At 63.2% G+C, this 21260-nt stretch carries 18 protein-coding genes; 11 read left to right on the top strand and 7 right to left on the bottom strand.

Going from position 1 to position 21260, the window contains the following annotated elements; translation table 11 throughout:
• The first annotated feature begins 155 nt into the window (after window positions 1–155).
• The 8 genes from ACOYYX_RS32315 (at window position 156) to ACOYYX_RS32280 (ending at window position 10114) form a co-directional block, all read left to right on the top strand.
• Window positions 156–986, top strand: coding sequence for an OmpA family protein (locus ACOYYX_RS32315; protein ID WP_422926783.1), 831 nt, complete (start codon window positions 156–158; stop codon window positions 984–986).
• A gap of 96 nt (window positions 987–1082) precedes the next feature.
• The gene (locus tag ACOYYX_RS32310; RefSeq protein WP_422926782.1) at window positions 1083–1784 is read left to right on the top strand and encodes a DUF1326 domain-containing protein; all 702 of its coding nucleotides are present in this window, start codon (window positions 1083–1085) and stop codon (window positions 1782–1784) included.
• A gap of 180 nt (window positions 1785–1964) precedes the next feature.
• On the top strand, window positions 1965–2654 hold the full coding sequence (locus ACOYYX_RS32305) for a hypothetical protein (RefSeq protein WP_422926781.1): 690 nt from the start codon (window positions 1965–1967) through the stop codon (window positions 2652–2654).
• Window positions 2655–2831: 177 nt separating this feature from the next.
• Entirely contained in the window at window positions 2832–4304 is a 1473-nt protein-coding gene (locus tag ACOYYX_RS32300; RefSeq protein WP_422926780.1) for a M48 family metallopeptidase, read from the top strand.
• Window positions 4305–4611: 307 nt separating this feature from the next.
• Window positions 4612–6165 carry an ATP-binding protein gene (locus ACOYYX_RS32295; RefSeq protein WP_422926779.1) on the top strand — a complete coding sequence of 518 codons (1554 nt, stop codon included), beginning with the start codon at window positions 4612–4614 and terminating at the stop codon, window positions 6163–6165.
• Window positions 6166–6240: 75 nt separating this feature from the next.
• A complete protein-coding gene (locus ACOYYX_RS32290) occupies window positions 6241–7647 on the top strand; it encodes a sigma-54-dependent transcriptional regulator (protein ID WP_422926778.1) in 1407 nt (468 codons plus the stop codon).
• 62 nt (window positions 7648–7709) lie between these two features.
• A complete protein-coding gene (locus ACOYYX_RS32285) occupies window positions 7710–8429 on the top strand; it encodes a hypothetical protein (RefSeq protein WP_422926777.1) in 720 nt (239 codons plus the stop codon).
• Window positions 8430–8593: 164 nt separating this feature from the next.
• A complete protein-coding gene (locus tag ACOYYX_RS32280; protein WP_422926776.1) occupies window positions 8594–10114 on the top strand; it encodes a hypothetical protein in 1521 nt (506 codons plus the stop codon).
• 111 nt (window positions 10115–10225) lie between these two features.
• Here ACOYYX_RS32280 and rnhA read toward each other — a convergent pair whose 3' ends face one another.
• Window positions 10226–10711 carry a ribonuclease HI gene (gene rnhA / locus ACOYYX_RS32275; protein WP_422926775.1) on the bottom strand — a complete coding sequence of 162 codons (486 nt, stop codon included), beginning with the start codon at window positions 10709–10711 and terminating at the stop codon, window positions 10226–10228.
• Between the two features lie 328 nt (window positions 10712–11039).
• A complete protein-coding gene (lexA, locus tag ACOYYX_RS32270) occupies window positions 11040–11645 on the bottom strand; it encodes a transcriptional repressor LexA (RefSeq protein ID WP_422926774.1) in 606 nt (201 codons plus the stop codon).
• Window positions 11646–11914: 269 nt separating this feature from the next.
• Between lexA and ACOYYX_RS32265 the strand changes: the two genes are divergently transcribed.
• The gene (locus ACOYYX_RS32265; RefSeq protein WP_422926773.1) at window positions 11915–12694 is read left to right on the top strand and encodes a PIG-L deacetylase family protein; all 780 of its coding nucleotides are present in this window, start codon (window positions 11915–11917) and stop codon (window positions 12692–12694) included.
• 69 nt (window positions 12695–12763) lie between these two features.
• On the opposite strand, the gene accD is transcribed toward ACOYYX_RS32265, so the two are convergent.
• The 5 genes from accD to gap all read right to left on the bottom strand — a co-directional run bounded on the left by accD (window position 12764) and on the right by gap (window position 17487).
• Window positions 12764–13612, bottom strand: coding sequence for an acetyl-CoA carboxylase, carboxyltransferase subunit beta (gene accD / locus ACOYYX_RS32260; RefSeq protein WP_422926772.1), 849 nt, complete (start codon window positions 13610–13612; stop codon window positions 12764–12766).
• Window positions 13613–13751: 139 nt separating this feature from the next.
• The gene (locus ACOYYX_RS32255) at window positions 13752–14342 is read right to left on the bottom strand and encodes a histidine phosphatase family protein (protein WP_422926771.1); all 591 of its coding nucleotides are present in this window, start codon (window positions 14340–14342) and stop codon (window positions 13752–13754) included.
• Window positions 14343–14383: 41 nt separating this feature from the next.
• The gene (gene rpe / locus ACOYYX_RS32250) at window positions 14384–15106 is read right to left on the bottom strand and encodes a ribulose-phosphate 3-epimerase (RefSeq protein ID WP_422926770.1); all 723 of its coding nucleotides are present in this window, start codon (window positions 15104–15106) and stop codon (window positions 14384–14386) included.
• An 81-nt stretch (window positions 15107–15187) separates the two neighbouring features.
• Window positions 15188–16378 (bottom strand): phosphoglycerate kinase, encoded by a 1191-nt coding sequence (locus ACOYYX_RS32245; RefSeq protein ID WP_422926769.1) that lies wholly within the window; start codon window positions 16376–16378, stop codon window positions 15188–15190.
• 101 nt (window positions 16379–16479) lie between these two features.
• Window positions 16480–17487: a type I glyceraldehyde-3-phosphate dehydrogenase gene (gene gap, locus ACOYYX_RS32240; RefSeq protein WP_422926768.1), complete on the bottom strand. Its 1008-nt coding sequence runs from the start codon at window positions 17485–17487 to the stop codon at window positions 16480–16482.
• A 345-nt stretch (window positions 17488–17832) separates the two neighbouring features.
• Here gap and ACOYYX_RS32235 point away from each other — a divergent pair, with 345 nt between their 5' ends.
• Entirely contained in the window at window positions 17833–19608 is a 1776-nt protein-coding gene (locus tag ACOYYX_RS32235; RefSeq protein ID WP_422926767.1) for a DUF885 domain-containing protein, read from the top strand.
• Window positions 19609–20107: 499 nt separating this feature from the next.
• Window positions 20108–21247, top strand: coding sequence for a WD40 repeat domain-containing protein (locus tag ACOYYX_RS32230; RefSeq protein WP_422926766.1), 1140 nt, complete (start codon window positions 20108–20110; stop codon window positions 21245–21247).
• The last annotated feature ends 13 nt before the right edge of the window (window positions 21248–21260 follow it).

Here is a 21260-nt window from a genome sequence, read left to right as displayed (position 1 = left end):
GCAATACTTCTTTCCTCTTCTATCGGGATGAGGACAAATCCTGGTATCTTCGCTCCACCTCGCCTCGACACAACACCTCGCGAACGTATCATGCCCGAGGGGATCATGATCCCCAGCCTCAGCTCGACCTATCGTGCCGAAAGGAGTCGGAACGGATGGTCAAACCGTTTCGGTCGTTAGCCGCGACCCACCTCGGCTTGGCCTGCGTCTTGGTGTTCGCCGGCTGTGCCGTCGTGCCGCGTTCGAAACTGGACGAGAGCCGGAGGTTGAGCCGGACGCTCCAGGCGGACAATGCGCGCCTCAAGAATTCGGTGACAAGCCTCAAGAGCCAGTATGAAGAGCTCGCTGAGCGGTCGGACGATGATGCGTTCCGACTTCGGAATCAGGAGCAGGAGATTCAGAAGCTCCTGGCGAGTGTCCACGCCTATCAGGAAGACCGCGAGCAACTGGCCCGCGGAGTCGAGCGGCTCAAGAATCAGGTTCGGGGCGCGACCCGACCCATCTCGGCCCAATTCCGGACTCGCTTCGAAAACTTCGCCAAGGAGAATCCGGGCTGCGAGTTCGACCCGAAGTCGTCGATCGTGACCATCCCCACGGAACTCCTCTTCCAGCCCGGCACGGACAAGCCCAAGGCGAAGGCACGCGATCTGCTCGCCTCATTCTCGAAGGTCTTCGATGATCCCGATGCCGCCGAGCTTCGGATCCTGGTCACGGGCCACACCGAGGACTCGCTGGTGACCAGGACGAGCTATGAAGGCGATGCTCCCAAGGCCGAGCATCTGAGCCTCGATCGCGCCAGCAAGGTCCGCGAACTGATCGCCAGCGAAGGGCATATCGCGACCTCTCGGATCGATGTCGCCGGCGTGGCCGCGTCCGACGCGATGGGAACGGACGTCGGTGACGGCAGCCTCAACTCCAAACGGCGCATCGAAATCCAGGTGAGCCGGAGCGGTGCACTCCCGCCCGAGACTCCCTCCGAGCCTTGACTTCCGCTCCGGCGGCCTATCATAATTTTTGGTTGCGATGGAGGAAGGTTCGAGTTCCGTTCGCAGGCCACCCATTCATTCAGGGAGTCGAATTCCATGAACAAGCGATTGAGTGTTCTCTGCGGCGCCTTGATCCTGGCGATGGGGACGTTCGCCCACGCGGGTGGGATCCAGGGGGACTACGTCGAGGCCAGGACCGCAGACGTCTTCACCGGGCCTTGCTTCTCCAACGCCGAGATCTTCATCTATGGCAAGCAGGCCGTGATGGCCTGGAAGGTGTCCAAGGGCGACTATCAAGGGGTCGACCTCAGCGGCCTGAGCGTCGCGGCGGCCGTCCAGGGGACCACGACCTTCTCTGAGGACAAGCCGGAAGCGGCTCGCGCGATCCTCATCGTCGACTCAAGGGCGAATCAGGGGCAACGCGAAGCCTTGATCTCCCTGGCCAAAGAACTTGGCGGCCTCCGGCTCGCGAACATCGTGGATGTCCGCCGGGCTCCCATCAAGCTCAAGGTTGAGGCCCATTCCGAAGGGGACCAGGCCTCGCATCAGTCGCACGGGATGCCGACGTCGCCCCGGGCTTCGTTCTGGGCCGCGGGTCTGGCTCAGATCATCACCCGACCGCTCGACGACGGCGACCACTTCTGTGGCAACGAGGTCGTGGCATACCAGCCCCTTTCGAAGGGTGTGAAGGCCGTCCCCGCCTACACGCTCGGTCACCAGTTCAAGGGTGAAGGCCTCGAGTCGACCTGGGACGATCCCAACTGTCGCAGCAGCTTCGTGGGCCGGTTCTCTCTCTGACGCTCGAACTCGACCATACGATCTCGAGTGGGTCGAGGACTTCGATACCTCGACCCATTCCCGCCTGCCTGATGGCTTATCGCGTTCCGGCCCGATCGAACTTCCGCAACCCTGCCGCCACTCGGCTATTGCGAATCAATCTCGTCAGTACATCATCCTCATCCAAGGATCCAGAGTCGCATGCATTCGAACCGTTGGATCGTGCTGGCCGCCCTGCTGACGACGACCTCCGCCTTCGGCCAGGAATCGTTCAAGGTAGAGGTGTTAAAGGAGGCTCCCCCCGCCGCGCTCGCCGATGCCATCAAGGGGACTCTCAACGCTCAGGGCTATCGGGTGGTGGACGACCAGGGGCGTCCTTACGCCGACATCTGGATCCGCAAGGCTGTCCCCGCGTCGGCCAAGCCCGCTGGATCCAAGGGGGCGATCCAGTTCCCGATCCTTCAGGAAGGGGAGCTTGTGGGGGCCTTGCGGTTCTCGGCCGAGGGGCGTGACTATCGCGATCAATCCATCGCCGAAGGGGTGTATACGCTCCGTTACGGCCTGCAGCCCGTCAACGGCGACCACCTGGGTGTGAGCACCTATCGCGACTACGTGCTCCTCCTCCCGGCTTCCAAGGACAAGGCCCTCGATGCCCCCGCTCAGAAGAAACTCCACGCAGAAAGCTCCGAGTCGGCGGGCAGCAGCCATCCTGCCGTCCTGATGCTGCTCAACGCCCCCGAGTCGGCGTCGAAGACCGAGCCGAGCGTCGTCCGCGACGAGGCCAAGAACACCTGGGCCGCGGTCGTCCCGATCAACCTCGCCGTCAAGGGATCGTCCGAGCCCGCCACGCTCCAGGTCCAGATCGTGGTCATCGGCGCGGCGATGAATTGAACGCCGGCTCGGTCGAATCCACCCCAGGCCTTGTCGCCGGACTACGCCTCGTTCATCAACTTCGCTATCCTTGGGCATCATCCAGGCACACGAACTCGTAAGGCGTGAGCCTCGCGGGCTGGTGTTCGGATCTGCGCATCCTTACTTCGGTCAGCATCCTTCGACGGACCACGTTGTATGCCGCTTTCGCTGCTCATGGCACTCTTCGTGGCCTTCGGGCTCGATGACCTCGTCCAGAAGCCGATTCCCGCCGATTTCAAGGTAGCCGATCGATTCACCGAGGCCGGGACGGGGATCTTGGTCGTCGCCCTCCTCGCGGTCGCGTTCGGCCGCCTGGTGGCTTTCGCCGTGGCGCGGAAAGGGTATGCGGGCTCGGCCTTGCGGAAGCGTTACGCCCTGGGTCTGCGACTCTTCGAACTCACCGGCCTGCTCGTTTATGCCTGGATCATTCACTGGGTCGGCTGGGCGAGTACCATCCGCAATGGGCTCGGACTTCCCTCGATCGCATTCCTGAAAGACGGCCTGATTCTCCTACCCTATATCCTGATCCAGGTCGCGATCTGGTTCGGGACTTTCCCCGCCGAAATCGCACTCCGGTCGACCTCGCCGCTACCGGCGGTCGGGTGGCTTCGGCACCTGATCCTGCGAACCCGTTACACGCTGGGGCTGGCGCTTCCCGCGTTGTTCGTCTACTCGGTGGGACCCGACCTGATCAGCCGGCAATGGCCCGATTGGAGCGCGAGTGCCTGGGCTCAGCCCGTCGAAGTGCTCGTGATGGGCTTGACGCTGCTGGCCATCTCGCCGCTCTTCCTCCGGATCGCCTGGCCGACACGTCCCCTGGAGGCCGGACCTTTGCGATCCAGGCTCGAGCAGCAGGCGCGTCGGGTCGGCTTCCGCTACTCGGACATCCTCGTCTGGGACACGGGCAACGGGGTCGTGAACGCGTGCGTGACTGGCTCGTTACCCTGGTTTCGCTACGTCCTCCTGAGCGACGCTCTGCTCGAGTATCTCAACGAGCATGAGGTCGCCGCGGTCTTCGGACACGAACTGGGACATATCGCCCATCGCCATCTCGTTTTCTTCGGCGTCTTCATCGTGGGGAGCCTGGGTGTCCTGGCAATGTTCGATACCCGAGTCGAGTGGGCACTCACCGCGCTCTCGGGCTCGCTCGTGGGTCGAGACAGCCCGATCGCCGCGACGGCGATCGAGACCGTCGTTGCCTTCTCCGCGATCGGGATATATGCGCTCGTCGTGTTCGGCCACATCTCGCGGCGATTCGAAAGGCAGGCCGATGTCTTCGGCTGCCGCGCCGTGTCCTGCTTCGCCGAGAGCTGCCCGCCGCATGCCGACGTCGACCGTCGCGCGGAGGGGGGAACCCTGGCGGTGAACCCGTGCCCGGTCGGGATCCGCATCTTCGCCAACGCCCTCGCGAACGTTGCGTCGCTCAATGGGATCGATCCCAGGGCTCGTTCCTGGCGGCATGGGAGCATCGCCAGACGCATCGCCTTCATCGAGACCCTGGAGAGCCGACCCGAGCAGGTCCGACGGTTCCAGGTCGGGGTCCTCCGACTCCGCGTGGCAGTTGGAGTGGTGCTTGGATTGGCACTTGTTCTGGCGATGGCCTACGGGACATTCCCCAGGCTTCGTTGATTTCAGGACGCCCGAGCCTTCCTCGCAAACAATCGGTCGTCTCGATGCGTATGGTAACCCGGGGGGAAACGAGCACCATCGAACGAAAGGCGAAGGCCGTTCGACCAGAACGCCGGCGGACTTGAGGAAAAGCTCCGCGATGCGTCTTTGAGTATGGTGTCGAGTTTGGTATAGTCCGCCGTCTCGTCGATTCCGACTGGGATTGCACCCGTCGCGCGACAAGGAGGTCGTCGCAATGCCCCAGTGGCCTATTCGCGTTAAACTCATTGCTGGCTTAACCTTGGTTGTCGGGATGATGCTCACCCTCATGGGTGGATCCATCTTCGGGCTCCATGCGTTTCACACCAGCAACCTCAAGCTCGTTGATCAGTTGCACGAGCTCGGGGCCTCGAAAGATTTGCTCCTGGTTGTACTGCGGCTTGAGAACGCGGGCACGATCAACACTCCCGAGGAACGGCAGGAGTTGGAGCGCAAGGTCCACCAGGCCCAGCAGGCCTTGATGGCCTATCACGCGGAGCTCAAGGCCAACACCACGCGGGGGAACCGTGCGGACGATGGCCGGGACGAGCTCAAGCTCGCCTTTCAGATCGACAGTGACCTGACCACGATCCTGTCCGAGCTGCACCCCGACCGAAAAGTCTTCCCGCAACTCCCCGGGACTTCTACCTATTTGAAGAGGCATCCCGAGGCTCAGCCGGCTCTTGAGGCGACCGCCGAGAAGTCGGTACTGGCACAGCGGATCGATCGGCTGAACCAGAGGGTCATGGAGCTCCCCGACAAGCTGCATCAGGACTTCTACAGCGTCCTGCTGTCTTCGAAGGGGCAATATCAGACGAGCCGGATCATCGTATGGTCGTCAACCCTGATGGTCGTGCTCATGCTAGGCGGCCTCACGGCGCTATTCCATCGCTGGGTCTTATATCCGGTCCGACTTTTGCAGCGAGGAGTCCGTCGCGTCGCGAGGGGCGGCTTCGACTACAAAATCGACCTCAAGACGGGCGACGAGATGCAAGGGCTGGCCGAGGCCTTTAACGACATGACGGCCAGGCTCAGTGTCACGTATGCCGACCTCGAGCGTCAGGTTCATGAGCGGAGCCGACAACTCGTCCGTTCCGAGCGACTGGCGGGGGTCGGGTTCCTCGCCGCGGGCGTGGCCCACGAGATCAACAATCCCCTGGCCTCGATTGCCTTTTGCTCCGAAGCCCTCGAGAACCGACTGTCGCCGATGCTCAACATCAATGAGCACAGCGACGCCAAGATCGTCCGCAACTACCTGCGGATGATCCAGGAGGAGGCCTTCCGCTGCAAAAGCATCACGGAAAAACTCCTCGACTTCTCTCGATGTGCTGAAATCCAACGAGAGCGGACCGACCTGGCGGGCCTGATCCAGGGGGTCGTCGAGATGATCCGACATATGGGCAAATACCGGGGCAAGCAGATCGTCTTCCAGCCCCGCGAGGCCGTCATGGCCCACGTCGATGGCCAGGAAATCAAGCAGGTGGTCCTGAACCTCGTCGTCAACGCGCTCGATTCGATGGAGCCCGAAGGGGTCCTCAAGATCGACCTGAGGCACGCCGAGGGGATGGCCGAGATGAGCTTCGAGGATGACGGCTGCGGCATGGCCCCCGAGGTCCTCGAGAACATCTTCGAGCCGTTCTTCACGAAGCGGAAGGTCGGCAAGGGCACGGGCCTCGGCCTTTCGATCACGCATCGAATTATAAGCCAGCATCATGGTGAGATCGCCGCGACGAGCCGAGGCGAGGGGGAAGGTGCGACCTTCGTCGTCCGGCTGCCGATCCGACCTGCCGACGATTCGGCGGGCGATTCCTCGGCGACGTCGAAGGGGCACCGGGCCGCCTGATCGCATTCGATTCAAGTCGATTCAGGGGAATAGCGTCCCCCCAATCGGTCGAGTCTCACGGAGGAGACCAGTCTCATGGAGAAGACCAATCAAGGAGGACTTCGCATCCTTTTCGCCGATGACGAGGCCCACCTGCGTGACCTGATGCAGATGGAGCTGCCGAGGCTCGGCCACGAAGTCACCGTCTGCCCCGACGGCGCATCGGCCCTCCGCGCCCTCGAGAAAGGCTCCTACGACGCGGCTCTCCTTGATATGCGGATGCCGGGCATGACCGGCATCGAGGTCCTCGGCAAGATCCGCCAGCTCAATCCCGAGACCCAGGTCATCATCCTGACCGGGCACGCCACGGTCGATACCGCGGTGCAGGCTCTCCGGCTCGGCGCGTTCGACTACCTCACCAAGCCCTGCAAATGGGCCGAGCTCGAAGTGATCCTCAACCGCATCTCCGAACGCCGCGACCTGACGAACAAGGCGGCCGCGCTCGAGACCCGGCTCAAGTCGGCCGAGGGGACGCCCACCCTCATCGGCGACACCCCCGCCATGCAGTCGGTCCGCCGCCTCATCGACATGATCGCGCCGACGGATGCCAGCGTGATGATCCTCGGCGAGACCGGCACCGGCAAGGAACTGATCGCGAGGAACCTGCACGACAAGAGCCGTCGGGCCGGCCACGCGTTCATCCCCGTCAATTGCGGCGCCCTGCCCGAAAACCTCGTGGAGAGCGAGCTCTTCGGCCACCGCAAGGGGGCGTTCACCGGGGCCGACACCCACCGCAAGGGGCTCTTTGAGGTCGCAAACGGCGGCACGCTCTTCCTCGACGAGGTCGGCGAGCTGGACAAGAGCGTCCAGGTCAAGCTCCTCCGCTTCCTCGAGTCGGGCGAGATCCGGCGCGTCGGCGAGAACGACCCGTTCCGCGTCGACGTCCGCGTCCTCTGCGCTACGAACCGCGATCTGCGGGAGATGATCGAGGCGGACCAGTTCCGCGAAGACCTCTTCTTCCGCATGAACACGTTTGAAATCCAGCTCCCTCCGCTCCGCGAGCGCAAGGGAGACATCCCGGCTTTGGCCCGTCATATGTTGACCCGGTATAGCTCCCGACGCGGCTCGCTCGACACGGCCCTGACGCCCGAAGCGATCGAGATGCTGACGTCGCACGACTGGCCGGGCAACATCCGGGAGCTCGCCAACGCCATCGAGCGTGCGACGATCCTCTCCGGCGGCGGCCCGATCCGGCCGGAGCACCTGCCGACCCAGGTTCCCGTCCGGCGCTCGAGCTCGACCACGCCGGCGGCCGCCTCAAGCGCCATGGCCGGGCCTCATTTCCAGATCCCGGAGGGAACTCCGACCCTCCGCGACGTGGAAATGAAGTACATCCAGGTCATCCTCGAGCGGCACAACGGCAACAAGCCGGCCGCCTCCAAGGAACTGGGAATCAGCCTCAAGACGCTCTACAATAAGATCAATCAACTGCAACAGACCTGAGCCACTCCTCGCGAAGCGGCCGTCGTCGAGGGGACTCGCTCCAACTGAAGCGAATGAACCCCATGCGACACGCATCGAAAGTCTTCCTCAGCGTCCTTGCCCTCTATTATCCGCAACCGACCCTTCGAGCCGCCGACGCCCCGAGCGAGAAACGCCTCGAGGCCCAGGCGGCCCTCAAGCCTTATGGGGGACTGGTCGGAAGTTGGCGAGGCACCGGCCAGCCCGAACGGGGCAGGTCACGTGGCTCCTGGCGGGAGTCGGCGAACTGGGCGTGGAAGCTCTCGCAGGACTCGGCCTCGCTTGAGCTCTCGATCGACAAGGGCAAATACCTTCGCTCGGCGACCCTGCGACCGGGGACGAAGTCTCATGGCTTTATCCTCGAGGCCACCCTCGCCGACGGCGAGAAACGCACCTTCTCCGGCGAGGAGAACGGGAAGAAGGCCCTCATCCTGGCGGCCGAAGGCGCCAAGGAAGGGTTGAGCCGGATTACGTTGACGCCGCTGCACGAGACCCGGCTCCTGCTCAAGCTCGAGGCCCGAGATCCTGGTGGTGATGCGTACTTCCAACTCGGCGAGGTCGGCTATACGCGCGAGGGAGTCGCCTTTGCGACCGGCGACTCCGCACCCATCTGCATCGTCACCGAAGGACGAGGCTCGATGCCCGTCACTTACAAGGGCAAGACGTATTACGTCTGCTGCTCGGGCTGTCGCGACCTCTTCGAGGAGAATCCCGAGGCCATCCTGGCCGAGGCGGCCGAACGCGAGAAGAGCAAGAAGAAGTGATCTCGAAGGCCGCCTTGGGCGGCTCTTCCTCGGTTGGGGATGTTCCTCGCCGCGCCGACGCATTCTAATGGGCAGGGGGGCGACCTCCAATCTCTCTCCGAGCGTCTCCAAATGACGCTCCGAGGCCGCCTGCGAGGCATTCCGAACCGTTGAAGGAGCCGGCGATGGACGGGAACCTGCGACGAAGGCGCTTCTTGCAGTCAGCCTCGGCCCTGGGACTCGGTGCGGGTCTTGGGAGTTGGTCGAACCTGGCGGCCATCACCCCTGCGAAGGCGGCGGATCTTAGAGTCGGGCCCGATGCCGTGCGATTCCGACCCGAGATCGAGCCGGTGGTGCGCTGGATCGAGGAGACCCCTCGCGAGCAGGCTCTCGAGGTTGCCATCACCCACCTCAAGAATGGCCTCTCCTACCGCGACCTCCTCGCCGGCCTCTTCCTGGCGGGGATCCGGAACATCCGGCCGCATCCGGTCGGCTTCAAGTTCCACGCGGTCATGGTGATGAATTCCGCCCACCTTCTGGCGCAGACCTCGGCCGTCACCGAACGCCTGCTGCCGCTCCTCTGGGCGCTCGACACCTTCAAGAACTCGCAACTCCAGGATGAACGCGAGGGGGACTGGACGCTCGCCAAGGTCAACGAGTCGAAGCTCCCCGAACCCTCGAAGGCTCGTGCGGAGTTCCTCCGGGCAATGGAGGCCTGGGATGCCGAGGCGGCCGACGTGGCGATCGCGTCGCTCTGCCGGATCTCGGGAGCGGCCGAGACGATGGAGCCGCTCTGGCGGATGGGGGTCCGCGACCAGAGAAACATTGGCCACAAGGCGATCTTCACCGCGCAGAGCTGGCGGACGCTCCAGGCGATCGGCTGGCAGCATGCCGAGCCCGTCCTGCGCTCGCTCTCGCTCGGGCAGTTGGATCTGCACGGCGATTCACGTCCCGTGGTGGTCGGACCATACGAGGCAAACGTCGAGAATGCCAAGAAAATCCGGGATGACTGGCAGGTCGCCAAGACCGACCCGGCCGCGACTCAGGCCCTCCTGGAAACGCTCCGTGAGGCCACTCCAGAAGCCGCCGCGGAGGAAGCCGTCAAGATCCTGAACAGGGGCGTGGCCGCCGACTCGATCTGGGACGCCGTCATGCTCTCCGCCAACGAGATCCTGATGCGCAGCCCCGGCATCCTCGCGATCCACGCCGTCACCTCCGCCAACGCGCTCCACTTCATCTACGGTGCGAGCGGCGACGACACGACACGAAGGCTCGCCCTGCTGCAAGGCGTTGCCTGGCAGCCTCTCTTCCGCGGCCGCATCCGGCCGGGCGAGGGGCCGAAGATCGACGCGTTGGCCGCGACCAAGCCCACTTCGGCTGGCAAGGACGAGGCTGTCGGCGAGATCTTCGAGGCGATCAGCGAGGATCGAGGCCAGGCCGCCTCCAAGGTCGTGGGTTATCTCGAAGACGGCGGCTCCGACGAATTGCTATTCGCCGCGGCGCGTCGGATGATCTTCCACAAGGGCCGCGACAGCCACGACTACAAGTATGGGGCCGCCGCCTGGGAGGAATGCGTCCTGGCGAGCGATCCCAAGTGGCGTCGGCCCCTCGCCGCCGCCATGATGTTCAACCTGCCCGGCGCCAAGACGGAGGATAGCCCGCTGATGCTGCGTGCCCGAGAAGCCGTCTCCAAGGTGTTCGGCTGAACCTCGCCGCACGAGGATAAATAGCAAGGGTTGTGGATGAGACGGTGTCTTCATCCACAACCCTTGTTGATTTGATCTCGTGCAGACTTCACTCTGACAGGACTCAATCCATCATCGGCGGTCGGCGACGAGGGCTTTGTAAGCGGCGACGGCCATGCGGTCGCAGGCCTCGTTCTCGGGATGCCCATTGTGCCCCAGGACGTGAGAGACCTTCACCTTGTGCTGGGCGAGGAGTTCGTCAAGCCTCTGCCAGAGGTCGACGTTCATCACCGGCTTGAAGCGGCCGTTCTCCTTGCGCTGCCAACCCTGGGCCTTCCACTTGGGCATCCATTCCACGATCCCCTTGGCCACGTACTGGCTGTCGGTGATCAACTCCACCTTGCAAGGACGCTTGAGCGATGCGAGCCCCTCGATGGCGCCGGTCAGCTCCATGCGGTTGTTGGTGGTTGCGGGCTCGGCACCCGACGCGTCGCGGGTCTGGCCGCTCGCGGGATGATTTAGGATGTACGCCCAGCCGCCGGGTCCCGGGTTCCCGCTGCATGCTCCATCGGTGTACAACCGCACCAAATCGGCGGGGGCCGAGGAATCCGTTGCCATCGTGCGGTCCTATCCTTCTTCGTAGTCTCGATGCGCGAATTGAGTGTGACCCGCCCGAGGAATCTGGTGAACGCAACAGGGCCCAACTCAGCCATCTCGGGTGCCCGAGGTGATTCTATCGCAGCAGGGGCTGGGTTCAGAAGGGTAGTTCGCCGAGAAGTCGCTCGGGACGTGGTCCCGTTTCAATCCCCGAGGCAGGGCACGAACCTTCGAAGACGGGTTCGAGCGGAGGAACCGGGCCGATGAATGGCCGCGGAGCGCGCGTCCCGTCTTCGTTGATCTTGATTCGAGGCGATCAACGTCCTGCAAGGGGACGTTGATCGGAGGATCAATACTTGCGAACGACACCGACGAGGACACCAAGGATATCGACCCGATCGCGGTAGATCGGCTTCATCGTCTTGTTGGCCGGTTCGAGGCGGACGCGGTTCCGCTCCTTGAAGATCCGCTTGAGGGTGGCTTCGCCCTCTTCATCGCGGACGGCGACGATCTGGCCGTCGTGGGCCTGGCTCTGCCGCTTGATCACGACATAGTCGCCATCGGCGATATGTTCCTCGATCATCGAGGTGCCGGTGACGCGGAGGGCGAACTTGTCGTCGGTATCTTCCCACTCGCTGAAGGCGAGTTCTTCGTCGCTCTCGATAGCCTCGATCGGGCTCCCGGCGGCGATCCGGCCGAGCAACTTCAGGCCCGCGGGGCGGGCGCTGCTCGATTCGTCGAGCAACTGGATCGCGCGGGACATGTTGGGCTCGCGGTGAATCAGGCCCTTCTTCTGCAGCGCCTTGAGGTGGCACATGACGCCATTGGGGCTCTTGATCTCGAACTGAATGCCGATCTCGCGGACAGTCGGCCCGTAACCACGCCCCTGGATCTTGCTGCGGATGAAGTCGTAAATCTCGCGCTGGCGAGACGTCAGCGTTTCGAGATCGGCCATAGGTGGCTCCGGGTGTCGGAGGAAGCGAAGGGTTGCAAGCTCATCCTACATACGGACGAACACTAACTGACCCTTTGGGTGCTAATGTACACGAGTCGTCTAGCGCACGCGAGAACATTTTCTCGAAAAATCGCCAGGTCGATTTCCGAGGTTCGCATTTATCCAGGATTTGAGGCTCCAGGCTCATTTTTCCCTTGGCGGCCCGACGTTGCAACTGTTGACTTGTTAGAGCCGACGGGGAAGTCCCGGGCGTACTTTCGGAGTTCCAAATGACCGAGTCGATTCGCGTTCTCGCCTTGCACGCCCATCCCGATGACATCGAGTTCCAATGCGCTGGGACTCTCGCCTTGCTGAAGGAGAAAGGTTGCCACGTCACTCTGGCGACCATGACGCCGGGCGACTGCGGCAGCGTCGAGCATGGCCCCGAGGAGATTGCCACGATCCGCAGGGGAGAGGCCAAGGCTGCCGCCGACCTGATCGGGGCAGATTACGTCTGCCTCGAATTCCGCGACCTCGCCATCTTCAACGATGATGAATCCCGGCGCAAAATCACCGAGTTCCTCCGCAGGACGCGCCCGGACATCGTCCTGACGGCCCCACCGGTGGATTATCTCTGCGACCACGAGATGACCAACCTACTCGTTCGCGACGCCTGTTTTATCGCGCCAATACCCAACTTCCTCACCCGCCAATGGGAACCGGCCCAGGCTCTGAGCAAGATCCCGCACCTCTACTACGTCGACGCAATCGAGGGCTCGGACCGGGACGGAAAGCCTTTGCCCGTCGATTTTTATGTTGACGTCACGGCCGTCTTCGAGACGAAGCGGGAGATGCTCGCCTGCCATGTCAGCCAGCGCAACTGGCTCCTGCGGCAGCACGGGATCGACGAGTATCTCGACAGCCAGGCGAAGTGGGGAGCCCACCGAGGGGCCGAGATCGGCGTGAAACAGGCGGAGGGATTTCGCCAGTACCTCGGCCACGCCTATCCCCACGACAACCTCTTACTGAAGTTGCTGGGCCAGGATGGTCGCGGTAAGTCGGCGAGCTGAAGCTGACGGAGCGAAAGGACTGCTCGGAGGGGAGTCGATGTCCGACGACCCTCCGAGCCAGGCCTGAACTCAAGGGGTCGTATAGTCGATGAGCTGAGCGAGCATGCTCCGCAGGTCGCGGCGATGCACGATGCGGTCGATGAAGCCGTGCTCGAGCAGGAACTCGCTGGTCTGGAATCCGGTCGGGAGCTGAACGCGGACCGTCTGGGCGATGACTTTGGGCCCGGCGAAACCGATCAGGGCCTTGGGCTCCGCCAGGATAATATCGCCCAGCGAGGCGAAGCTTGCGGCGACGCCCCCCATGGTTGGGTGAGTCAGCACGCTGATGTAGAGCCCGCCAGCGGAGTTGTGGCGAGCCAGGGCGGCCGAAACCTTGGCCATCTGCATGAGGGAGAAGATCCCCTCGTGCATGCGAGCCCCGCCGCCCGAGCCCGAGACGATCACGAGTGGGAGCTTCTGCTTCGTCGCTTCTTCAATGGCCCGGGTGAGCTTCTCGCCCACGACCGAACCCATGCTTCCCATGATGAACCCGCTGTCGGTCAGGGCGAAGACGGTGCGGATACCCTTGATGAATCCCTGGCCGACGATGGCGGCCTCGTTCAGGCCGGTCCGCTCCTGCTCGGCGCGAACGCGCTCGGGGTAGGGGCGGCGGTCGTTGAACTCGAGCGGATCGCCGGGGCGGAGGTCGGCGAACCATTCCTCAAAGGTATCGGCGTCCAGGAGTTGCGCAATCCGATCCGCGGCCGAGACGGAGAAGTGGTGGTTGCACTCGGGGCAGACGTTCAGGTTCTGCTCGACCTGCTTGCGGAAGAGGGTCGCCTGGCAGCCATCGCAACGCATCCAGACGCCTTCGGGGACCCGCTTGGGCTCGAAGTGTCCATGCCATGCGTTCGATGCTCCTCCCTGTCTCAAGGCCATAATCCGCGCTCCTGGGGCGAGGCCACCGGGGCGATCTGAGATCGATCGCACGTCCGGAGGGCGGGTCGCCTGAATACGTCACACCGACGAACTTTCGTCCTACCCGATACCGGACATCAAACCGACGAAACTCGCCTCTTCAATGACCGTTGCGGCCGACTTCGGGGGTAATTTCGATCCGCTCGAATCCGCCGGTCGGGACTCGGTCGTCGAGCTGGACTCGGGGGTCGCGACGGAGGTAGCAGGCGATCAACTGGGCGAGGGGCTCTCCGACAACGAGTCCGATGGCTTCGTCCTGGTGGCGCTTCACGAGCGGGCGGAGTGCCTGCTTGATCCGTTCCAGGGCGTTCTCGATCGTCTCACCTTGAGGAGGGCAGACCGTAACCGGGTCGTCGAGCCATTGCCGGAAGACCTTGAGGTTGCGGCGTTTAATTTCATCGAGCTGGAGCCCTTGCCAGAGCCCCTGGTCGAGGTTGCGGAGGTCGTCGATGCGCTTGGGCCTGAGCCCCAGGGCCTTACCGACGGCCTCGGCGGTACGGATCACACTTTCGCCGGGCCCGCAGTAGAGGGCGGCCAATTCGACGCCCAGAGTAGCCTCGGCGAGCCGCTCGGCGAGCTGAGCGACTTCGGATCGCCCCCGTTCGCTGAGCGGGATGTCGAGGACCCCCTGGACGCGGTTTTGTTCGTCATAAACCGTTGCGCCGGGCCGAATCAAAACGACCTGGGTCATTCTAGGGACGGTGACGAGGCCACGAGGACCAGGGCACCACCTCACACGCTCCCGCGGCGCGCCCCCTGGGCCAACTCGGCCAGGGCCGCCGCGTAGTTGCCATCACTGCGAAACACCGCCGAGCCGGCGACCAGTTGGTTCACGCCGGCCTCGACCGCGGCTCCAGCCGTCGTCGGGTTGATACCGCCATCGATCGAGATGTGCAAGTCGGGTCGCGCCGCTCGGAGGGCGCGAACCTTGCTCAGGACTTCGGGCTCAAACTTCTGGCCGCCGAAACCAGGCATGACGCTCATGACCAGGATCGCGTCAACCTCATCGAGGAAGGGTTCGATCGAGGACAGGGGCGTGGGGGGATTCAAGGCAAGCGAGGCCTGGCAACCGGCATCCCTGATCCGACGGAGCAGGGGGGTCGGCTCCGGCACCACCTCGATGTGGAAGATGATGACGTCGCAGCCCGCCTTGATGAAGTCGTCGAGGTATCGCCCCGGATCCGACATCATCAAGTGGGTGTCGAAGAGGAAATCGGTGTGCGGGCGCCAGTGCGAAATCACGGGCGCACCGAACGTCAGGTTGGGCACGAAGTGGCCGTCCATCACGTCGAGATGGACCGCGGTCGTTCCAGCCTGCTTGAGCGCTTCGAGCTCGTCCTTCACGCGGGAGAAGTCGCAACTCAGGAGCGACGGCGTTATGACCGGCCGCGCAGTCGAATTCCAGGCGTCGAGCCGAGCCGAGCGAGCGGCCGGTGACAGTCGCTGATCCGCCATCACTCTGTCTGCTTTCCGCAAGGGACGGGCAAGAGCCCAGAAAAGGAGGGCGTCCCCAAAGGGATGAGGACGCCCTATTCGTTATCGATCGGGAATGACCTTCAAAGAGTTGAAGGATTTTCCTTCGAGGCACTCGAGGAAGGCCCCTCCCCCCGTCGAAACGTGCGAGACCTTGTCGGCGAATCCGAATGTCTCGACCGCCTCGGCAGTCTCACCGCCGCCGACGACCGTGACGGCCGGGGAACTCGCCATCGCCTCGGCCACCTTGAGGGTACCGTTGCGGTAGGGCTCGTCCTCGAACTTGCCCATCGGGCCGTTCCAGACGACGGTGCCGGCGTTCTTGATGATCTCGCCGTAGGCCGCGGCCGTCTTGGGTCCGATGTCGAGGCCGAGCCAGCCGTCGGGCAGGTCTGAACCCTCAACGACCTTCGTCTCGGCACCCACGTCAAGCGAGGTCGCCATCAGGTGGTCGACCGGCAGGACGAGCTTCGAGCCGGCGAGTTCCAGTAGCTTGTTGGCCTCGTCCAGCTTGTCGGCCTCCGATCGGCTCTTACCGATCGAGTGCCCCTGGGCCTTGAGGAACGTGTACGTCATCGCCCCGCCGATGAGGAGCTTGTCGACCCGCTTCAGCAGGTTCTCGATGACGAGGATCTTGTCAGACACCTTGGCCCCGCCCATGACGGCGACCATCGGGGGCTTGGGTTTGCCCAACAGGGTGTCGAGGATCTGAAGTTCCTTCTCGACGAGGAAGCCGATCGCGCGGTTCTCGGCCGGAAAGGCCTCGGGGACGGCGACCATCGAGGCTTCGTCGCGGTGGCAGGTGCCGAAGGCGTCGTTGACGTAAGCATCGGCCAGGCCGGCGAGTTGCTTGGCGAACGCGGGGTCGCCCTTCTTCTCGCCCTTGTTGAAGCGAACGTTCTCAACGACCAGGATGTCGCCCGGCTTGAGGGCTGCGGCCGCGGCCTGGGCTTCGGGGCCAACGGTGTCGTTGACCTTCTTGACCGGGCGGCCGATCAGCTCCTGGAGGCGGGCGGCGACTCGGTCGAGCTTGAAGGGGGCGTCTTCCTCGGGATTACCCGTCGGGCGGCCGAGGTGGCTGACGAGCACGAGGCTCGCACCCTTCTCCAGCGCGAAGTTCAGGGTCGGCAAGGCGGCACGGATCCGTCGATCATCGGAAACCGCCCCGTCCTTCGTCTGCGGCACGTTGAAGTCGACCCGGACGAGCACTCGCTTGCCGCTCAAGTCCAGGTCGCGAATCGTCTGCTTCGGCAACGGGATGACCCTCGATTGGAGGAAGTCTTACGCCGGATGCCCAACACCCGGACACGTGTCGGGATGTTGGGCATCGGTCAGAAGCCTTGGAGTCAGCAGGATCAGCCCAACTTGGCGACCTTGGCGATCAACTCGACGGTGCGGTTCGAGTAGCCCCACTCGTTGTCGTACCAGGCGATCGTCTTGACGAGGTTCCCGTCGATGACGCTCGTCCAGTCGGCCATAAATATGCTGGAGTGCGGGTTGCCGATGATGTCGCTCGAAACGAGCGGCTCGGTCGTGTATTGGAGGATGCCCTTCATCGGGCCGTCAGCGGCGGCCTTCATTGCGGCGTTGATCTCTTCCTTCGTCACCGATCGCTTCAGCAGCGAAGTGAGGTCGGTGATCGATCCATCGGGCACCGGGACGCGGAGGGCGTAGCCGGTGAGCTTGCCGTTGAGCTCGGGGATGACCTCGCCAACGGCCTTCGCCGCACCCGTCGTGGACGGGATGATGTTGATGGCGGCGGCGCGGGCACGATACGGGTCGGAGTGGATCTGATCCGCCACACGCTGGTCGTTGGTGTAAGCGTGGCAGGTGGTCATCAGGCCCTTTTCGATCCCGAACGAATCGTTGAGGACCTTGGCCATCGGGGCCAGGCAGTTGGTCGTGCACGAGGCGTTGGAGAGGATGCGGTGCTCGGGCTTGAGCAGGTCATCGTTGACGCCGAGGACGATCGTGGCGTCGAGCTTGTCCTTCGGCGGGGCGCTGAGGATCACGCGCTCGGCGCCGGCGTCGATGTGCTTCTGGAGGCTGGCCTTGTTGGTGAAGAAGCCGGTCGACTCGAGGGCGACCTGAACCTTCAGGTCCTTCCACGGGAGGTTCGCCGGATCCTTCTCCTGGACGATCTTGATCTCTTTGCCGTTGACGATGAGCGACTTCTCGCCCGCTTCGACGGTCCCGGCGAACTGGCCGTGAACGCTGTCGTACTTCAAGAGGTAGGAGAGGTGTTTGGCATCGGAGAGGTCGTTGATCGCGACGACTTCGAAGTCCTGGGGTCGCTCCGCCAAGGCGCGGAAGACCAGACGACCGATGCGTCCAAACCCATTGATCCCAACTCGAACGGCCATTCGTTCCGCTCCTGCCACTTCTAAGTGTCAACCACCCGTCGCTCGGGGCTCGGCCGAGCACCCACCGATCGACAGCGCGTACATTCGCCTCGATTTTTGGCCGAGTCCGGATTATAGGCGTCCGCCGAGGTCGATGTCAACGTAACGACATCCCCGCCCCCGTCCCTACGTCTCGCTCGCCGGAACGGGCTCGGCGAGCCTTTTGAGCCCACAACAAAAGATCCAGGTCGAGCCATGCTTTCATCGAAGCCTTGGTTTCATCCGCCGGGGTCGGCTAGAATCCAGTCCACGAAACCCTCGCGGTTGTGGCAGGGTTGGCTTCGATGACCCCCGGGAATGCCTCGCATGCGCGTCTTCGTCTTCCTCGGTTTCTTAGGGCTTTTATTGTCGGTCTCGGCCTCAAATTCCTTCGCGGCAGAGGCCGCTCGGCAGGAAGACGAGAAGCTCGCGACGTTCTTCCGGTCGTACCTCGACCTGATGTTCCGCGACGAGCCGCTCTCCGCGACCAGGCTCGGCGACCATCGGTTCGACGACCAGCTCGACGACGTCTCCGAGGAGGGCAGGAAGAAGCGGGTCGACCGCGACCGCCAGGTCCTGGAGGACCTCACCCGCCAGGTCGAACACAAATCACTCTCTCGGAATGCACAGATCGATTACGAAATCTTCAAGCATCACCTGAGCCGCTCGATCTGGCAGGCCGAGAACTTCAAGCCCTTCGAGGATGACCCTCGCGTTTACGGCGAGTACGCCACCGAGAGCGTCTATTTGCTCTTCACGCAGTCGACGCTGCCCAAGGCTAACAACCTCAAGAATGCCCTGGCTCGCATGGAGAAGATCCCCGCGATCCTCAAGATCGCGAAGGCGACGATCCACGACCCCGCGAAAGTGAAGACGGAAACCGCGGTGCGTCAGACCGAAGGGGGTATCCATTTCTATAAGGAAGAAATCTATACATTATCAGGCGAGCCCAAAGGCAAGGGTGAGCTCGCCGCGAAGGCGAACGCCGTCTCCGAGGCCCTCACCGACTTCCTCAAGTTCCTCAAGGAAGACGTGCTGCCGAAGTCGGGGGATTCGTGGCGGATCGGCAAGGAGAAGTTCGCCAAGAAGCTGGCCCTGGAACTCGACGCCGGCTTGGCTGCGGACGAGGTCCTGGACGAGGCGCTCCGCGAGGCCGATCGCGTCGAGCGCGAGATGGCGGTCATCGCCCGTCAGCTCTGGGGCACCACGTTCCCCGGCCAGGTCATCCCGCCCGATGACGCCGATGGGCGTCGCCTCCTGGTGAAGAAGATCCTCGACCATGTGGCCCAGAATCACGGCACGCCCGACTCGCTCGTCAACGACGCGAGGGCCACCGTCGATTCTATCAAGGGTTTCATCACCAAGAATGAGATCCTGCACCTGCCAGAGCCCGACCAGTGCCGCGTGATCGAGATGCCCGAGTTCATGCGAGGCAACTCGGTCGCTTACCTCAACCCGGCCCCTCCTCTGGACCAGAGGGGCTCCAGCGAGTACGCGATCAGCCCGCCGCCTTCGGACTGGTCGCCCGCCCGGGTCATGAGCATGTTGCAAGAATATAATCACGCGATGCTGAAGATTCTCACCATCCACGAGGCCTACCCGGGGCACTACGTCCAACTCGAGTACAGCAATCGAAACCCTTCCTTGATCCGCAAGATCCTCTCCTCGGGGACGTTCGCCGAGGGATGGGCGGTCTACACCGAACAGATGATGATCGACCAGGGCTTCGGGGAAGGGGACCTGGGGCTTCGCCTCCAGCAGTTGAAGTTCTATCTGCGGGCTGTCGTCAACGCGATCCTCGACCACGAGATGCACGCCGGCACCATGACCGACAAGGAGGCGATGGAGCTGCTCGCTGGCCGGGCCTTCCAGACCGAAGGCGAGGCGGTGGGCAAGATCATTCGCGCCAAGCAATCGTCCGCCCAGCTCTCGACCTACTTCGTCGGTCGCACGGCATTCTATCGCCTACGCCAGAAGATCCAGCGCCAGCTGGGCGACAAGTTCCACCTTGGACGATATCACGAGGCGGTCCTCTCGCACGGCACCCTTCCCGTGAAATACTTGCCTGAGCTTGTCGGCAAGGATCTTGAGTCCGCGAAGTAAGTTCAGGTCGATCAGTCTGGCTTCAGCGCAATCCGTCGAAATCTGCCCTGACCGAGCAAGAAAACCACGAGGGCGGCCACCTATGACTCAGGGGCCGCCCTTTTTTCGTCGGTGCCACAGGCGACCCCAGGTGATTGGGGATCCACGAACTGAAATCCAGAAAAGATCACTTGATGAGATCGGATGTGGTGTGCAGTTGCTTCGCGGGCTCGGCATGTCAAGCCCGAAGCGTGTGGAGTCGGGATTAAAACTGTCTTGGATTGACACATTTGTTGTGTTAAGAAGTCACGGTATCGTTGCCGCGACGAAGCGTGTCGACATTAGCGATTCGATTGAATAAAGTCTCGTCCCTCACGAATGTAAGTGAGGATGCGGGTCGTGACTGCGATATGGCTGTGAGCGAGGTGTTGTGCTCGCTCCACAAGCTGGGACTTCGTCCGCGCGGAGAGTCCCTACCAGATCGGTTTGCGACGCAGGACCGATTCCAGGAGCTTCAATCATGTGGCGGCAGGCGATGGGGTCCGCGGAAGAGTTCGAGCCGGAAATCGAGCCCGGCCGGCCGAGGCAAGCCGCCAGGTTCATCCAGGTTGGGGTGATCACGCCGGGCGTCTTTGCCTGCCTGCTCATGCTGGCCGCGGCGATCTCCGGGGTCCAGACAAAACGGGATAAGCTCGAGTCGGAGTCGACCAGGCTCGACGCCGATCGGTCGATCAAAGCTTGCGACGGGCTCATCCTCGGGACATCCTTCTCGGCGGATGGGCGGACCGTGGCGATCGCCGGCAGCGACGGCTCGCTCAAGCTCTGGGACGTCTTCTCGGGACGCGTTCGGATCGTCCCCCAGGAGATCTCGACGCGGAACCTGGCTTTCTCCCCGGACGGAAGGCTACTCGCCACGACACACACGAACCACGACGTGAACCTGTATGACCCGGCTTCGGGGTCGCTCCTCTACTCGCTCGAATCGCCGCGCCTCGTTCGCCACCTCGCGTTCGACCCTCGCGGCGATTCCCTGGCGACTGGGGATTCGGAAGGGGACATCACACTCTGGGACCTCAATACGCAGAGGCCTCGAAGAGTGCTCGCCGACGAGAATAGCGTCCCCGGATCGTCGTCGCTTGATACCAGGCTTGTGTCGATGACGTATGCGCCCGACGGGAAGACTCTCATCGTCGGGAGGGGGGACGGAAGCGTCCGCGTCTGCGACGTCGAAGCGGGCACGACTCGCGGGGTCTGGCAAGTTCATTCCACTCCGATCGACGCCCTGGCGGTCTCGCCCGATGGCGCTTTGCTCGCGACGGCGACATGCCTCGAGGACGAGGTCAAGCTCTGGGATCTCTCGACGGGGGATCTCCAGAAGACGATCCGTGTCGAGGACCGAGGAGTCAAGAAGTTGGATTTCGCATCGGAAGGGACGACGCTGACCACGGCGGGGGCGTCCAATAACTTCCGAATCTGGGATGTCGCGACAGGGACGATGCTCAAGCGGCTGCATTCGAGCGATGGATGGGTCTGGGCCCTGTCCTACTCTCCCGATGGCGATTGGTTGATCTCAGGCGGTGCCGATGGCGTCGTAGGGCTTTGGCAGATGCGCCGGGCGAGCGGCGGAGTTCGTATCGCCTCACGCGAAGTTCAGGGCTGATGACCTCCGGGCG

Origin of the sequence: Singulisphaera chitinilytica (assembly GCF_049331405.1) — a bacterium.
In the GTDB taxonomy this organism is placed as follows: domain Bacteria; phylum Planctomycetota; class Planctomycetia; order Isosphaerales; family Isosphaeraceae; genus PoT.
This window is presented reverse-complemented; position numbering and strand designations above follow the sequence as displayed.

What these genes read in the sequence shown, in the direction of transcription:
- accD (WP_422926772.1), bottom strand. Translation starts at nt 13,612, where the DNA reads ATGGCCTTGAGACAGGGAGGAGCATCGAACGCATGGCATGGACACTTC.
- ACOYYX_RS32230 (WP_422926766.1), top strand. Translation starts at nt 20,108, where the DNA reads ATGTGGCGGCAGGCGATGGGGTCCGCGGAAGAGTTCGAGCCGGAAATC.
- ACOYYX_RS32290 (WP_422926778.1), top strand. Translation starts at nt 6,241, where the DNA reads ATGGAGAAGACCAATCAAGGAGGACTTCGCATCCTTTTCGCCGATGAC.
- ACOYYX_RS32315 (WP_422926783.1), top strand. Translation starts at nt 156, where the DNA reads ATGGTCAAACCGTTTCGGTCGTTAGCCGCGACCCACCTCGGCTTGGCC.
- rpe (WP_422926770.1), bottom strand. Translation starts at nt 15,106, where the DNA reads ATGGCGGATCAGCGACTGTCACCGGCCGCTCGCTCGGCTCGGCTCGAC.
- ACOYYX_RS32265 (WP_422926773.1), top strand. Translation starts at nt 11,915, where the DNA reads ATGACCGAGTCGATTCGCGTTCTCGCCTTGCACGCCCATCCCGATGAC.
- ACOYYX_RS32280 (WP_422926776.1), top strand. Translation starts at nt 8,594, where the DNA reads ATGGACGGGAACCTGCGACGAAGGCGCTTCTTGCAGTCAGCCTCGGCC.
- rnhA (WP_422926775.1), bottom strand. Translation starts at nt 10,711, where the DNA reads ATGGCAACGGATTCCTCGGCCCCCGCCGATTTGGTGCGGTTGTACACC.
- ACOYYX_RS32255 (WP_422926771.1), bottom strand. Translation starts at nt 14,342, where the DNA reads ATGACCCAGGTCGTTTTGATTCGGCCCGGCGCAACGGTTTATGACGAA.
- ACOYYX_RS32235 (WP_422926767.1), top strand. Translation starts at nt 17,833, where the DNA reads ATGCGCGTCTTCGTCTTCCTCGGTTTCTTAGGGCTTTTATTGTCGGTC.
- ACOYYX_RS32285 (WP_422926777.1), top strand. Translation starts at nt 7,710, where the DNA reads ATGCGACACGCATCGAAAGTCTTCCTCAGCGTCCTTGCCCTCTATTAT.
- ACOYYX_RS32295 (WP_422926779.1), top strand. Translation starts at nt 4,612, where the DNA reads ATGGGTGGATCCATCTTCGGGCTCCATGCGTTTCACACCAGCAACCTC.
- ACOYYX_RS32310 (WP_422926782.1), top strand. Translation starts at nt 1,083, where the DNA reads ATGAACAAGCGATTGAGTGTTCTCTGCGGCGCCTTGATCCTGGCGATG.
- gap (WP_422926768.1), bottom strand. Translation starts at nt 17,487, where the DNA reads ATGGCCGTTCGAGTTGGGATCAATGGGTTTGGACGCATCGGTCGTCTG.
- lexA (WP_422926774.1), bottom strand. Translation starts at nt 11,645, where the DNA reads ATGGCCGATCTCGAAACGCTGACGTCTCGCCAGCGCGAGATTTACGAC.
- ACOYYX_RS32305 (WP_422926781.1), top strand. Translation starts at nt 1,965, where the DNA reads ATGCATTCGAACCGTTGGATCGTGCTGGCCGCCCTGCTGACGACGACC.
- ACOYYX_RS32300 (WP_422926780.1), top strand. Translation starts at nt 2,832, where the DNA reads ATGCCGCTTTCGCTGCTCATGGCACTCTTCGTGGCCTTCGGGCTCGAT.